Raw genomic sequence first — 14,956 nt, forward strand, 5'->3', positions numbered from 1 at the left:
TAACACAATCTCATCGCGGTAATTTTTAATATCATCATGTAAACATTCTTTTGCATATAACGTTATTCGCCTGGGTCTTAGTATTTCGCGATATATTTGATAAAAATCGCCAGTATGTATTTGTCCTGTTTTGGATCTTAAGTGCCGTCATTATCACGGAAATCTGGCGCATACGAATCAGTCTGGCGATTGGCTCAATTGAAGAATGGGATGGGGGTACCATGCGTAAGATTATGCGAAATTGGCCCATTCTGTGGGCTGGCACCGCAGCCGGGATGGTAGCCGGAACTATTTATTTTCCAATAGGTGTCGCCGAGGCTCAAACGGCTAATCCTGACACCGTCAATTCTCTCATTACGACTTTACCTGCAAAACCGCCGAGCTGGTTTCCTCCGGTATTGTATCAGGCATTCAGTATTCCCACGGCGACGAGCGTGGCGACTTCACCGGGAACGCTGCCACCAAAGGTGATTCCGCAAAGTAGTCAGGACCAAAATTCCACGGGTTGGCTCGGCAGCTATCAACCAGGTGGCTCGACACAGACATCGGGGAACGCCTTTTTCCAGTCGCTTGGGAGTAACGGACGCACATGCTTTTCTTGTCACCAGCCCTCAAGTGGCATGAGCGTCAGCACGGGCCTTCTTCAGCAGATATTTTCCGCCAGTCTGGGACGCGATCCCGTCTTTGCCGCAGTCGATGGCGCCGATTGCCCGAGTCAACCAAGTAATCACGGACTTTTATTGAATAGAGGTCTATTCCGAATCTTTCTGCCGATTCCCGCCAATGCAGAATATACTCTGACAGTGTCGAATGACCCGAATGGGTGCAACACGCTGTCAGCCTACGCCACGAGTGTCGATCCAACGACCGGCAAGACCGTGCAGATGGCCTCCGTCTACCGCCGTCCGGTCATGTCGACCAATCTCAAATTCGTAACCCAAACGGGTGCTAATCCGAATGGGGCCATCCCCGGCAACACTTTCCTGTGCGCGGATGGAATCACCGGAGCGCAGCAGCCGACCGATCCCTTTACCGGTCTTTGCCAAAGCGGCAATATCATGTGGGATGGTCGCGAGCCCACGCTGCAAAGTCAGGCCATCAACGCGACTTTAGGGCATGCGCAAGCAACTCAGGCACCCACCAACACCCAGCTTGCACAGATCGTTGCCTTTGAAACTGGCTTTTTTAGTGCGCAATCCTATGATTATTCGGCGGGTAGTCTCAATGCTGACGGTGCGCTCGGTGGCCCGGTCAATCTCTCCCAACAGACGGCTGGCAATTTCCCCGTGCTCAATCCGGCCTTCAATATCTACAATGGCTGGAGCGCGGCTACCGGCTCACAGGCGCAACAGCGGGCATCGATCTACCGGGGAATGAATCTCTTCAATAATCGGCAATTTACCATCAACAATGTCGCGGGACTCAACAATATTGCGGCCGTGGGGAATAATTTTTCCGGAACCTGCTCCACCTGCCACAGTCAGCGTAATGCTGGAACCGACACTTTCGTCACGGCGCAGCATGACATCGGAACAGTCGGCGATTCGGTGAGCGACAATGGGCCGGCGCCTTCGACCAAACTTCCGATTTTCAAACTCACGTGCAAAAATGGCGCGTCCACTGCCTATCATGGCTCGGTGGTCCTTACCAATGATCCGGGTAAAGCGCTGATCACCGGCAAATGCGCTGACATCGGCCGGACCTCAGTGCCGCCGCTGCGGGCCTTGGCGGCGCGTGCGCCCTATTTCTCCAATGGGTCTGCGGCAACATTGGGCGATGTCATTTATTTCTATAACAAACGTTTCAATATTGGGCTGACGACCCAGGAACAAAAGGATCTCGTGAATTTCCTCAATGCGCTCTGATATTCTGAGGGAAAATAAGTGCGGGGAACAGTCTCCGCACTTATTGCCGGTTCTCCCTCTGTGTGGCATCGATCGCGGCCGATTGGATACACTCTATGCCAAGCTCGCGGAATCGATTCCGGGTCTCCGCTTCCGAGCCGTCGATGCCTATGCTGCGGCATCCATCCTCGATGATGACAACATCGAACCCTGCCTGGAACGCATCCTCTGCCGTATAGCGGATACAGAAATCGAAGGTGAGGCCGGCGAGGAAGAGCCGGCGGAAGCCGCGTTCGCGGAGATATCCGGCTAATCCTGTGGCTGTCTGATGGTCATTCTCATAGAAGGCCGAATAGGAATCGATATTGGGACGGTAGCCCTTGCGCAGGATGAGCTCGGCATGGGGAATGGCGAGATCGTACCGGAATCCGGCGCCTTGCGTGCCTTGCACGCAATGGTCCGGCCACAGGATTTGCTGACCGTAGGTGGCTTCGATCGTGTCGAGGCATTGCATCCCCGGATGCGCACTGGCGAAGGAGAGATGCCCCGGCGGATGCCAATCCTGTACGAGGATGACATGCGCAAAGCGTTTTGCAATCCGGTTGATGACCGGCACCACCTCGTCACCGCGTGGAACCGCCAGCCGGCCGCCCGGGCAGAAATCGTTCTGGACATCGACCACTAGAAAGATGTCATGTTCACCGGGAAGGATGTTGCCCTTCACGGCATGGTTTCCTTCATTTGCGCCACGCGCCGGTCCACTTCATCGGCGGCTTGCCGGAGCAACCCGGCGATCTCGACGGGATAGGCTCCGGCTGGATCAAGTGACGCAAGCGGTTCCGGCAGGCGTGCAAGATCACGTGCCGCCCGCTCCCGAATCTGTCTGAGGCTCGGCGGTTCGGCGATGCGGCGTCCATTCTTCATCACGCAATCGATCAAAGGTTCTCCTTCATGGGCATCCATATCGAGTGACACGATGTCGCCCGACATGCGGCCGGCGCCGTCATAGCGCCGCCATATCTGTTTGCGCCCCGGCCAGGTGGCTTTTCCGGCGGATCGTTTGCGGCGCGGTAATCCTGCATATTCCTGGAGCTTGTAGGCGCAATCGAGAGCCGGTGCGTCGGAGGAGGTCGTCAGGCTTGTGCCGATACCAAAGCCGTCGATCGGTGCGCCTGCTTCCATGATCCTCGCGACGTCGTCCTCGTCGAGGCCGCCGCTCACGAAGATCGCGACATCGTTGAGGCCGCCATCATCGAGAATGCCGCGAACGCTCCGTGCAAGCGCGATGAGATCGCCGCTGTCGAGACGAACGGCGTCGATATGAAATCCCTGTGCGGAGAGCCGTGGTGCAAGCTTGACCAGTCTGCGTGCCGCCACTTCGGTATCATAGGTATCGATGAGCAAAGTGAGCTTGCCGGGGCAGGCTTTGGCGAAGCTCTCGAATGCGATGTTTTCGTTGTCGAACGCCTCGATGAAGGAATGCGCCATAGTACCATAGGCCGGAATGCCGAAATCATGTTCGGCGAGCAGGGTCGCGCTTCCTGCAAAGCCGGCGATGAAGGCGGCGCGGGCGGCCATCAACCCGGCATCGGCCCCATGCGCCCGGCGCAGGCCGAAATCAACCATCTGCCGGCCGGGTCCGGCCAATATCATCCGCGCGGCTTTCGAGGCGATCAGTGTTTGATAATGGAGAATGTTGATGATGCGGGTTTCGACGAACTGCGCCTCGGGCATTGGTGCCGTAATGCGCAGGATCGGCTCGTTTGGAAAGAAGATTTGTCCTTCCGCCATAGCATGAACATCGCCGCTGAAACGAAAGCCTGAGAGGTAATCAAGCAAATCCTTGCTGAAACGTCCGGTCTGGGCGAGCCAGGCGATCTCCTCAGGCGAGAATCGCAGGTTTTCCAGACAATCCAGGACCTGATGCAGACCGGCTGCGATGAAAAAGCCGCGCCGTGGCGGAAGCTTGCGGACGAAAAATTCGAACACCGCAGTCTTCGTTTCGCCGCTATCCAGATAGGCCTGGACCATGTTGATTTCGTAGAGGTCCGTCAGCAAGGGGGAGGTCAGCGGATCCATCGGTCGTTGTTCCCTTCGAGCGCATGAGCCGGAAAAACTGTTACCTCACTCGCGAAAATGATCGTCCAAGGGAATCATATGTTCGTCGTTTTCGGCACATCAAGGAGGGCGGATGCAGCCATCCGTCACTCTGTTTCAACTGTTCATTGAAGGGCGGTCTTGAGGGGCGCGGATTGTTCCTGTGGCTTTTCTGATGCCTGTGCCGTCACCGGATGCGCTGCCGGAAGATGCTGTTCCCAGCCGCCGCCGAGCGCTTTGTAAAGCTCTGCCACGGCTATGGCCGTGTCGGCCGAAGCCTGTAACAGCTGGCTCCTTGTCGAGAGCAGCCGGTTCTGTGCCGTCAGCACATTCAGAAAATCGGATGAGCCTTGCGTATATTGTGTCTGCGAGGCGGTGAGGGCGATCTCATTCTGTTTTGCGGCTTCTGCAAGTTTCGCGCGCCGAGTCTCGGCGACATGATAATCGATCATGGCGTTATCGATCTCATGCCAGGCGTTCAACACTGCGCGGCGGTAGAGGACGGCAGCCTCCTTCTGCTGCTCGGTACGCAATTCGAGCTGGCCGCGCAGACGCCCACCCTGAAAGATCGGGATGGAAACCGTGGGACCGATGCCATATTGCCGCGAGGCCCAGGTGCCGAGACCCGAGAAGGTGAGAGCCTGAATGTCGAGGCTGCCGGAAAGGGTGATGCGCGGGTAGAATTCGGCAACCGCCACGCCGATATTGGCGACGGCAGCATGCAGCCTTTCCGTCGCCATGCGTATGTCGGGACGGCGTTCGGCGAGCTCTGCCGGCACGCCCATCGGGATTTTGGGCGGGACCACGGGGATCTTCCGCTTCGGCCCAAGCATCGCGGAGAGCGCGCGGGGCTCGGCGTCGACGAGGAAACTCAATGCGTTGACGAGATGGCATTCCTCCCGCTCGAGCACCGGCAGATAGGCTTCGATCGTTGCGAGCTGCGCACTGGCATTGGCGACGTCGAGATTCGTCGTCGCGCCTTGGGTGAAACGCATCCGTGTCAGGTCAAGCCCATGCCGGGCGATCTCGATATTCTGTTTCGTGAGGACGATCTGTGCCTGGATCGAGCGCAGTTGAATGTAATCATGCGCGGTTTCGGCAAAGAGCGTGATATAGACATCGCGCATCAAATCCGCCATGGCCGCGTAATCGGCATCCGCCCCCTCGACCTGACGGCGGACGTGCCCCCAGAGATCGACTTCCCAGGACGCATCGATGCCATATTGAAACAGATTGAACGGCGCGCCTGCCGCACCCGGCAATTTCGCGGGGCCAAAGCCCTGCGCGCCATTGGCGATCTGGCCCGGCATTTCCTGTTCGAGCGTCCCGAGAAGGCCGAGCACGCCATTGGGGCTCGCCCGTTCACGCGCATAAGAGGAGTTGCTGTTGATCGAGGGGAATTGCGAGGCGGCGGCAACCTGCCGTGAGGCGCGGCTTTGGCCCAGCCGGTGCGCTGCAGCCTTGATGTCGAGATTGGCGTTCGCGACCATTTGCTCGAGCTTGTTCAGAACCGGATCACGATAGATCAGCCACCAGTCGGGTTCGACGGATTGGGTTGTCGGCCGGCCATCGCCACGGCCTATTGCTGTCTGCGACCAGGATTTCGGTGCATCAAAGGCGGGAGATTGAAAATCGGGACCGACAGAGCAGCCGCCCATATTGCCACAGCAGATGACGGCGGCGAGAGTGCCCAAAAAAAATGTATAGTTCACGCGTGCCTCACCGCAATACGTAACGGCCATCATTGGCATGTGGGCCGTCGGCCTTGCTGGCCGTATCGATCTCCGCCTCGACGGACATGCCGACCCGTACCTTGCGGGCGAGGTCCTGATCCGGATCGAAGACGATCTTTACCGGCAGACGCTGCACGACCTTGGTGAAATTGCCGGTGGCATTGTCCGGCTGGATTGGCGCGAAGGCGACTCCGGTTGCCGGCGCGATGGAATCGACATGGCCCTGGATCTTTGTGTCCGGGAAAGTATCGACATAGATCAACGCCTTTTGTCCCGGCACGACATGCGTCAATTGGGTCTCCTGAAAGTTGGCGAGCACATAGGCTTCCTGCAGCGGAACGACGGCGAGCAGCGCGGTACCGGGATTGACATAGGCGCCGACACGCGCGCCGCGCGCGCCGATCATGCCATCGACAGGCGCGCGTATGGTCGTATAGGAGAGATTGAGGTCCGCCTGATGCCGATGGCTTTCGGCGCTTTCCAACGCACCCTGCGCGCGCGCCTTTTGTGCTTCGAGTACGGCGACCTGCTTTTCGGCAGCGACGACGGCGGCTTCGTCGCGTGTGAGCGCGGCGAGGCGCTGACGATATTCGGATTCCGCGGCCTGTTTCTGTTCCACCGTGCCGGCGCCGCCTTTCGAGAGATTGTGATAACGCTGGGCATTGGCCTTGGCGAAGTCGAGCGCCGCCGCATCGGCTTCGACGGCCGCTTTTGCTTGCGCGATCACCGCCTCCTGACGAATGATCTCGGCCGCGAGATTGGCGATATCGGCCTTGGCGGTCGTGATTTCGGCTTCAGCCGCCATCAACGCCGTGCGGTAATCGTCATCCTCTATATGGGCAAGTTCATCACCCTTGCGGACGCGCTGATTGTCCTCGACCATCACCTGATCGATGCGGCCTGAAACTTTTGGTGCGACGACGGTGAAATCGGCGGTGACATAGGCGTCATCGGTCATCTGGTGTATGCTATCGCCGGATACGAGCCGATCCATATGCCAGGCAAGTGCGGTGAGGATGACGACGCCGCTTGAGGCGAGCAGCAGAGGTTTCTTGATGGGCATGGGAATTGGCCGTTAATGAGCCGCCTGCGGCAGAGCGACATTGGCGGAAAGGGAAGGTGAAGGCGCGTCGTTGGAGGCGGGAGAAGCCTCGGGTAATGGGCGTGGTGGATACACGCGGCTGGGCAGGATTGCGTCCAGAATGACAAAGGCGACGCAGACCCACATGAGAATAAAATAGAGATCAGCAAGCGCCAGGACCATTGACTGCTCGTGGATATAGGTATGGAAGATCTGCTGCGCATTTTGGGCGATGTGTCGTGTATCCGGGTTCAGGGGAGCGATCTGTTCGTCGATCCTGTTTCCGAAGCCCTGGAGCGTGAAGCGGTGCGTGCCGTAATGATCGAGCAGTATGACCGAATGATAGTGCTGGCGGACCCGCAACAGCGTTTCGAAAAGGGCGGCGGCGATGGCATTGGCCATGCCTTTCAGCATATTGACCATGCCGGAGATGAGCGGGCCATCGGCGGGCCCAAGCCCCATTGTCGCGAGCATCAGGGTTGGAATGACGACCATCGGCTGGCCGAAGATCTGCAGGATTTGCAGGAGATAGAAATTGTCGCGTACCCAATCGGGCGTCAGCCAGGTGCCGAGCCAGCAGGCAAGCCCGAGGAGACTCATGCCGATGGCCAGCACATAACGGCAATCCACCGCCCGGATGTTGCAGAGCGCGGCGGTGGCCGGCAGAAGGATGAGCTGTGGCAGGGCGACGATGAGGGCGATGGGCGCGGTCTGGATCGGACGGTAGCCGCGAATTTCCGCGAGATAGGCCGAGGGGATGATCATCAAAAGCCCGCACAGGATCAGCGAGGCGACAAGAGTGAGCAATGACATCGCTATATTGCGATTGCCCCAGAATTGTATGCGGAAGAATGGACTGTGATGAAACCATTCATGGATGAGAAAGCCGATGAACAGGCCGCCGCCCCAGAAGGTCAGATGGACGATCAGCGGTGAATGGAACCATTCCAACCGTTCGCCATGATAGAGGACGGTGACAACGGCGATGATCGATGGGGCGCCGAGCAGGAACCCTTTCCAGTTGAAATTGCGGAAGCGCTCATAATGCGGCGGGTCGCGCGGCAGCCCATAGGCCATCATGCCGATGGCAATGAGACAGAGCGGCAGGGCTTCCCAATAAAGCCATTGCCAGCCGATATGTTCGAACCATAGAACTTCGAGAGGGCCACCGAGATTGGGGCCGAATGTGGCGCTCATCGCATAGCCGCCAATGCCGAAGACACGGATCTGTGGCGGCAGATATTTCAACATGACGGTCATCAGGATCGGGGGCAAACAACCGGCGGCAAGGCCCTGCACCGCCCGCAGCATGAGGAGCGAGGGGAGATCCGGCATGAAGGGAAGCGGAATCGCCAAAAGCCCGAGCAACGCCGTCATGAAGGCGACGAAGCGATAGATCGAAAAGGTCATGTAGAACCATGGCGTGAACGCCATGGCGGCTATGTTGAAGGATTCATAAACAGAGATGAACCAGATGCCTTCATCATATCCGAGATGCATCTTGCCGCGAATGTCTGCGAGGCCGATTTCAGTAATGTGTTCGTTGAACCCGGCGATATGCACGGCGAGCAGCACGCCGACGAGGCCGACGACGGTGCGCGGACCGAAAGGCGGAATATATGAAGGCGCGCCCGGCGGATGTGCGGGCATGGCCGCTATGGGAATGGTGGCGGAAGACGACAAGAAAAAGCCTCGCGGGGAGATGCGAGGCCAATGTAAGCGACGTCTCGGAATAGCGGAATTGCATTGATTCTATTCATTCGATGCGTTTAACGCACTGATCAACGGATGCAGCAGCATCGTTCGCATCCCTGCTTTTGCTTATCCCTCTCCTATCGGGCGCCCGTCCCGCGTGGTGGCGAGGACTTCCTGACGCAACCAGCGATGCACGAAATCCCGATCATCGCGCGGATGCCAAGCCTGAAACAAAGTGACGGGTTCGATGGGAAAGGGCAGATCGACGGCTTTGAGCCCGATCGTGTCGAGTGGCAGATTCCGCGCGACAATATCGGGCACGGGCATGATCATATCGGAAAAACGCAGGGTCTCGATCATCGAATAATAGGTGGGCACGACAAGCGCGATGGTCCGCGCAAGGCCCATTTCACCAAGAATGCGGTCGATGGGGCCGGTCCATCGGCCGAGCCGGGAGACGACGATATGGCCGTGGGCGACGAGGCTTTGCGGCGTAATGTCCGTCGCGAAAACCGGATGGCCGGCGCGCGCCAGCACCTGAAAGCTGAGGTTGAAAAGCGCCTGGGTGCGGATTTCCGGCTTCAGTGCGATGGTTGCGCCGATATAAAGATCAATGCGACCTTCACGCAGCATGTCGAGGTCATCATCACCATCGGGCGCGAAGCGAAGACGGCAACGCGGCGCCTTGCTCTGGAGCCGGCCGAGCAACGCCATGCCGAAAGCGCCAATGAACAGATCGTTGGTGCGGATCGTGAATTGGGGCTCCAAGGTCGCGAGATCGATCGGCTTTTCAGGCCGGAACAGATCGGAGGCCGCGCCGACGATCTCATGAAGACGCGCGCGCAAGTCCAGCGCATAAGGCGTCGGAACCATTTTACGCCCGGCCGAAACGAGGATTGGGTCGCCGAAAGCCTCACGGATGCGGCCGAGCGTGCGGCTCATTGCCGGACCGCTCAGATTCATCCGCCGCGCGGCGCCCGCAACGCTGCCTTCCTCAAGCAGAATGTCGAGTGCAATCAAAAGATTGAGATCAGGCCGTTTCAGGATCGCTACTCCTTGGCGCCTTTTCAAAATAAGGGAATCGCGAAGCGATTCAATATTATCGGAAAATGCTCCAACGCCTGGGCCAGCTTGGGGGATCAGCGAGGTTCGGCTTGAACACCGCTGCTCCCTGATTGCGGGCCATTCTTTGTTAGCGGAACAGAGCGAGCGATTTTGTGAGCGTGATCCACACCCCCCAGACGAGCGGCAGCCCGACCGCCGTCCAGGCGAGCGCGGCGGCGAGATCCAGGCCGCCCTTGCCAATACCAGAGGTGGCGTGCGCTTTTGCCGGGGCGGCGGCAGTTTCGGTCTGTGCAGCCTCTGCTTGTGTCGTCTCGGCAAGGACCATGTCCATGAACCGGTGCTTGGCGACAGGGCGGATGGCGAGATTGGCGATGAAGCCCAACACGAGGAGGCCGGCGAGCACATACATTGTGCGGTCATAGACTTCGGCGCGCGGCACGCCTGCCGCAAGCTGCGCCTCGCGGATGTAATTGACGAGAACGGGTCCGATGATGCCGGCCGTCGACCAGGCCGTGAGCAGTCGCCCATGGATCGCGCCGATGAAATGCGTGCCGAAAAGATCGGCGAGATAGGCCGGTACGGTCGCGAAGCCTCCGCCATACATCGACAGAATGATGCAGAAGAACGCGACGAACAAAGCGAGTGCGCCATGATGCGCGGCCCAGGGCGACAGGCTGTAAAGGATAGCGCCGAGACCGAAGAAGAGTGCATAGGTTAGTTTGCGGCCGAGTTTGTCTGACAGTGAGGCCCAGAAGAAGCGTCCGCCGATGTTGAATAGAGAGAGCAGGCCGACGAAAGCCGCCGCGATCGTCGCGATCTGCTTTTTCTGGGCGGGATCGAGGGCACCGAAGGCAATCTCCGGATGGCCGATGAGCCGGCCGGCGAAAATCTCCTGCAGCATGGGCGAGGCCATGCCGATGACGCCGATGCCCGCGGAGACATTGAGGCAGAGAACGATCCAGACAAGCCAGAATTGCGGTGTCTTGTGAGCGTCTTTCAGATGGACATGGCCGTCGGTGATCATGCCGCGTTTGCGTACCGGTGGCGTCCAGCCATCGGGGCTCCAGCCGGAGGGCGGTATGCGATAGCCGAAAGTGCCTGCCATCATGAATACGAAATAGATTGCCGCAAGAGCAATGAATGTCTGCCAGACGCCGACGGAACTCGCGGTTCTGAACTGATTCATCAGCATGTCGGCGAGCGGCGAGCCGATCATCGCGCCGCCACCGAAGCCCATAATTGCCATGCCGGTGGCCATGCCGCGCTTGTCGGGAAACCATTTCAAGAGGGTCGAAACCGGAGAAATGTAGCCGAGGCCAAGCCCGATGCCGCCGATGACACCTGAACCAAGCCAAAGCAGCCAGAGCTGATGCAGAAAGATGCCCAGCGCCGCGATGAGAAAGCCACCGCACCAGCAAAGGGTGGAGACGAAAGCGGCCCGGCGCGGGCCGACACGTTCGAGCCAGCCACCCCAAAGGGCGGCTGAAGAGCCGAGCAGGACGAAGAAGAGCGTATAAGTCCAGCCGAGATCGGCGACTTTCCAATCGCAGCTCGTGGTGACGAGCGTGGCAAACAGGCTGGTGCCCTCGGGGCAGGGGATCGGCTTGGTGATGCCGAGGGATTGGCTCAGTGGCAGCCAGAAGACGCTGAAACCATAGGCCATGCCGATGCACAGGTGAATGCAGAGCGCAGCAGGCGGCACGAGCCAGCGATTGAAGCCCGGCTTGGCGACGATGCGCTCGCGGTCGAGCAGACCGATTGTGTGCCGTGCTTCCATCCCTTGCGAAATGCCCATGGTTTTTCCCTTCGGCGATATTTTTGTGGAGCCTTTGGCTCCATCTTGCGAATATAGGAGTGATCAGTATCAGCTTAGTCTATGGATGAGAACGGGATTATGACAAGAGAAATCTCCTATGCCAGCCGCTAGCTAAAATTATTGTTCTTTTCTTTTCTTGATTGCTGCCTTCAAAGCGTCAATTGGTATCAGTCCATTCCGATGGATGATCCGATGGCAGTTCGCACATAAGGGAACGAGATCACTTAATCTCGTTTTCATTCCAGTGACGAGTGAAGCTACTGGGATAGTGTGGTGCGCTTCGATGTATCCTTGTCCTAATTCTCCGTATGTTGCTTCAAAATCGAAGTCACATACTTGACAGACGTAATGATTTAATCTTTGTTTAAACGCATTTATCAGTGTACTCGATCGTTCATGAAGAAAATGAGTGTGGAGTATTAACTGTCCCTCCTCCATTTCCATGAAGAGGTTACAGCCATCCTGAATGGTGTCCGGTGAAATGGAGGCTGCTGCGTCAATACTTCGTTGAGCAGCTATAGATCTTCCAAGGTCACTAAGATTCCATAGACCTCGAACCGATTTATCTATAAGCCCTTTGTTTACTAATCGGAGTCTTGCCCACTGAATAAGGTTTTGCCAAGTATTTCTTCCATCTTTGCGCGTAATACTGTATTCTTCATCTGTAAGTTCAAATTTCTTGGCAAGTGCATTATACGTATCTTTAGCCCTAACTGGGCGAGAGGCTTCAAACAATAAATCAAGTAAAGCATTTTCGACAACGGCTTGAGGTGGAATGGGCATTGAGCTCACCGTATAGTTTTCATGTTTTTAGATTGATTCCTGTTTGTTGTATATTGTTGTGATAAGTTTTCGTGTGTAATAGTAGTTTAATTTCTGTATTATAATTCAGTTGGATATAGACGTGTAAATCTATAATAATTTTGCTACCCTTTTTGTCATCACGCCTTCTTCTCCCATCGGTCGGCATCATTTTGCTGCCAATAGGTCAAGGGCAAAGCAAGCGCCTTCAGATCTTGCCATTGCCTGCGGGCGATCGTCAATTCCTCGTTATCATGGCCATTGAACAGGACGATCATGCGTTTGTAGGCGGCGCTGTCGCATTCACGAATATGACCGACGATGTCGGCGCCTTCGATGAACAGGCGCAGAGCGGAGCCGTTCGGATTGTCATGCTCCGTCGTCAGAAACACTGGCTGCATGTCGCTGTCACCATCGCAGGCGCGCCCATGGGCGAGAAAACTCGCATCCGAATAGGTCCACAAAAGCTGATCGAGCGCCACAAGCCTTTCCTCGCTGCGCGCCTGGACGGTGGCGCGCCAGCGATTTTCCAGCGACTTTTCGAGAAGTTTCGGCAGGACGCCTTCGATCGGCTGGCGTTGCAGGTGGTAGAACCAGATCTCGGCGCTCATGAACTTGCAGCCTTTTCACGGTGCGGAGACATGCCGCCGGAGAGGAACGCCCTGAAAAGGTCCCCGTTCGTTACTGGCAAGTCGCAATGCGAATGACCCATCAGGCATTCTCATTGCGACTTGACCCCGCGACTGCGGGGCGGCGGTTTCCCGCCGGACCTCATTGACCCCAACCTGTTGGAAGTCATGAGACTTGGCATGAGAGAGACGGCCGGATCGCTCCGGCCGTCCAAATCACGCCTCGTAATGATCGGCTACGAGCCGGTCGAGCAGGCGCACGCCGAAGCCAGATCCCCAGCTCTGATTGGTTTCATTATGCGGTGAATTCATGCCGGTACCGGCGATGTCGAGATGCGCCCAGGGCGTATTGTTGACGAATCGCTGCAGGAATTGCGCGGCGGTGATGGAACCGGCATGCCTGCCGCCGGTGTTTTTCATGTCCGCGAATTTCGAATCAATCATCTTATCATAGGCTGGGCCCATGGGCAGCCGCCAGAGTTTTTCCCCGGTCGCCTTGCCGGCTTCCAGGAGATAGTCGCTCAATTCATCATTGTTCGAAAAGAGGCCGGCATGATCCTGGCCGAGTGCGACGAGAATCGCTCCGGTGAGGGTCGCGAGGTCGATGATGAATTTCGGCTTGAACTTGTCCTGCACATACCAGAGCACGTCGGCGAGAACGAGCCGTCCTTCCGCATCCGTATTGATGACTTCGATCGTCTGACCCGACATGGATTTCACGATATCGCCGGGACGCTGAGCTTTGGGGCCGGGCATATTCTCGACGAGGCCGATCGCGCCGATCGCATCGACCTTCGCCTTGCGCAAGGCGAGTGTCTGCATCAGCCCGACGACGCAGGCGGCGCCGGCCATATCGCCCTTCATATCCTCCATGCCGGCTGCCGGCTTGATGGAAATGCCGCCGCTATCAAAGCAGACGCCCTTGCCGACGAAAGCGATGGGCCGGGTCTTGGTATTTTCCTTGGCGCCTTCCTTCGCGCTCTTGCCGCCGCGCCAGCGCATGATGACGATCCGGCTTTCGCGCTCCGATCCTTGTCCCACGCCGAGGATGGATCCCATGCCCAATTCGCGCATAGCCGTCTCATCGAGAATGGTGATCTCGACGCCGAGCTTTTCCAGCGCTGCGGCGCGGCGGGCGAATTCTTCCGGATAAAGGATATTGGCGGGCTCATTGACGAGGGAGCGTGCCGTCAGAATGCCTTCACTCAAAGCCTCACGGTTTTTCGCTTCCCGGCGCGCGGCGGCAGGTTCGTCGACCGCCAACATGATCTCCGTTGGTCCCTGAGTTTCGGGCCCATCCTTCTTCTTGGTTTTATAGAGATCGAAGCGATAGTCACGCAATTGCAGGCCGAGCATGAAATCGGCAGCTGCTGCGGCCTTGTTCTCCGGGATCGAGGGGGGGTCGAAGACGATGAGGGCACTCGCGCCCTGGCCGAGCTTGCTGATGACGGTGCCGCCGAGGGCAACAAAATCGTCCGGTGCGGCGGTTTCTTCCTTTTCCGGCGTGGCTTTCTTCTTGTCCTCTTCCGGCGATTTGCCACCGGTTCCAAGCAGCAGCAGGCGGTCGGCGGCGAAGCCTGCGGGCGCCAGAATTTCCAGCGTGCCGAGCGATTTGCCTTTGAATCTGGCAGCTTCCGCTGCGCGTTTGATCATGGCTTCGCCTTCCGCGCCGATCAATTCCTTGGTTGCGTCGCCGAAGGTGAGGTCGCGGCCAGTCAGGATGACGAGGGTCTGGCTTTTCTTCAGTTTTCCGCTCGTCTTTTTTGCCGAAGCTTGGGCCGTTGATTGTGCGGTCAACGGGGAGAGCGCGACGAATTCGATTTTCATGGGCTCCGACATTTGGTCCTCAACATGCCAAACAATGTTGAACGCTCGATCCTTCTCGGGTCGCAGTCGTTCGAAATTCTGCCTTTTGCTATTGCTCTATTGGGAAAGCAATGGACAGGCCTCCGTCCGAGGGGAAGGCAAAGCGGCAGGCCGTTGCCAAGGAGCCCTTCGCGCAAATGCTCGGCCGATGGTTCCGATCATCATGTTCCCGGCCGAGCTGTTCTGCAAGGGCAAGTGGACGTCGACACGTGAACCGGGACGAGTGCAAGAGCGTCGCCAGAGCCGCGCGAAGATTGCCGGGCAATGGAGGGCGAAGGACTCCATTGCACAAAAAGGGCTCCGTTGCACAAGATGAAGCGATGAGATGT

11 protein-coding genes are annotated in these 14,956 nt (G+C 57.6%); 1 reads left to right on the forward strand and 10 read right to left on the reverse strand.

All coding sequences use genetic code 11. The features are described from left to right. The first annotated feature begins 50 nt into the window (after window positions 1-50). Window positions 51-1,865 carry a hypothetical protein gene (locus tag DL88_RS05895; RefSeq protein ID WP_156970962.1) on the forward strand — a complete coding sequence of 605 codons (1,815 nt, stop codon included), beginning with the start codon at window positions 51-53 and terminating at the stop codon, window positions 1,863-1,865. Between the two features lie 40 nt (window positions 1,866-1,905). On the opposite strand, the gene pncA is transcribed toward DL88_RS05895, so the two are convergent. From pncA to DL88_RS05945, 10 genes are all read right to left on the reverse strand, one after another. Further along, entirely contained in the window at window positions 1,906-2,568 is a 663-nt protein-coding gene (pncA, locus tag DL88_RS05900; protein ID WP_156970963.1) for a bifunctional nicotinamidase/pyrazinamidase, read from the reverse strand. Next, window positions 2,565-3,923: a nicotinate phosphoribosyltransferase gene (locus DL88_RS05905; protein ID WP_034993351.1), complete on the reverse strand. Its 1,359-nt coding sequence runs from the start codon at window positions 3,921-3,923 to the stop codon at window positions 2,565-2,567. The genes pncA and DL88_RS05905 overlap by 4 nt, the downstream gene beginning before the upstream one ends. A 143-nt stretch (window positions 3,924-4,066) precedes the next feature. Then, window positions 4,067-5,653, reverse strand: coding sequence for an efflux transporter outer membrane subunit (locus DL88_RS05910; protein WP_245270648.1), 1,587 nt, complete (start codon window positions 5,651-5,653; stop codon window positions 4,067-4,069). Window positions 5,654-5,660: 7 nt separating this feature from the next. Beyond that, complete coding sequence (locus tag DL88_RS05915; protein WP_034993353.1) at window positions 5,661-6,737, reverse strand: HlyD family secretion protein; 1,077 nt, start codon at window positions 6,735-6,737, stop codon at window positions 5,661-5,663. Window positions 6,738-6,749: 12 nt separating this feature from the next. Next, a complete protein-coding gene (locus DL88_RS05920; RefSeq protein ID WP_245270649.1) occupies window positions 6,750-8,438 on the reverse strand; it encodes an MFS transporter in 1,689 nt (562 codons plus the stop codon). A gap of 138 nt (window positions 8,439-8,576) precedes the next feature. Beyond that, the gene (locus DL88_RS05925) at window positions 8,577-9,521 is read right to left on the reverse strand and encodes a LysR family transcriptional regulator (protein ID WP_210165275.1); all 945 of its coding nucleotides are present in this window, start codon (window positions 9,519-9,521) and stop codon (window positions 8,577-8,579) included. A 121-nt stretch (window positions 9,522-9,642) separates the two neighbouring features. Then, entirely contained in the window at window positions 9,643-11,310 is a 1,668-nt protein-coding gene (locus DL88_RS05930) for an OFA family MFS transporter (RefSeq protein WP_051955648.1), read from the reverse strand. A 138-nt stretch (window positions 11,311-11,448) separates the two neighbouring features. Continuing rightward, window positions 11,449-12,114 (reverse strand): winged helix-turn-helix domain-containing protein, encoded by a 666-nt coding sequence (locus DL88_RS19260; RefSeq protein WP_051955649.1) that lies wholly within the window; start codon window positions 12,112-12,114, stop codon window positions 11,449-11,451. 158 nt (window positions 12,115-12,272) lie between these two features. Beyond that, window positions 12,273-12,743, reverse strand: coding sequence for a DNA polymerase III subunit chi (locus tag DL88_RS05940; protein WP_034993360.1), 471 nt, complete (start codon window positions 12,741-12,743; stop codon window positions 12,273-12,275). Between the two features lie 234 nt (window positions 12,744-12,977). Beyond that, the gene (locus tag DL88_RS05945; RefSeq protein ID WP_034993363.1) at window positions 12,978-14,600 is read right to left on the reverse strand and encodes a leucyl aminopeptidase; all 1,623 of its coding nucleotides are present in this window, start codon (window positions 14,598-14,600) and stop codon (window positions 12,978-12,980) included. Window positions 14,601-14,956: the final 356 nt, after the last annotated feature.

The sequence above is a fragment of the Beijerinckia mobilis genome (assembly GCF_000745425.1).
GTDB classification, from domain to species: domain Bacteria; phylum Pseudomonadota; class Alphaproteobacteria; order Rhizobiales; family Beijerinckiaceae; genus Beijerinckia; species Beijerinckia mobilis.

Excerpts from the sequence above, each read along its gene's own strand:
- DL88_RS19260 (WP_051955649.1), bottom strand. The coding sequence starts at position 12,114 with ATGCCCATTCCACCTCAAGCCGTTGTCGAAAATGCTTTACTTGATTTA.
- DL88_RS05905 (WP_034993351.1), bottom strand. The coding sequence starts at position 3,923 with ATGGATCCGCTGACCTCCCCCTTGCTGACGGACCTCTACGAAATCAAC.
- DL88_RS05945 (WP_034993363.1), bottom strand. The coding sequence starts at position 14,600 with ATGTCGGAGCCCATGAAAATCGAATTCGTCGCGCTCTCCCCGTTGACC.
- DL88_RS05930 (WP_051955648.1), bottom strand. The coding sequence starts at position 11,310 with ATGGGCATTTCGCAAGGGATGGAAGCACGGCACACAATCGGTCTGCTC.
- DL88_RS05940 (WP_034993360.1), bottom strand. The coding sequence starts at position 12,743 with ATGAGCGCCGAGATCTGGTTCTACCACCTGCAACGCCAGCCGATCGAA.
- DL88_RS05915 (WP_034993353.1), bottom strand. The coding sequence starts at position 6,737 with ATGCCCATCAAGAAACCTCTGCTGCTCGCCTCAAGCGGCGTCGTCATC.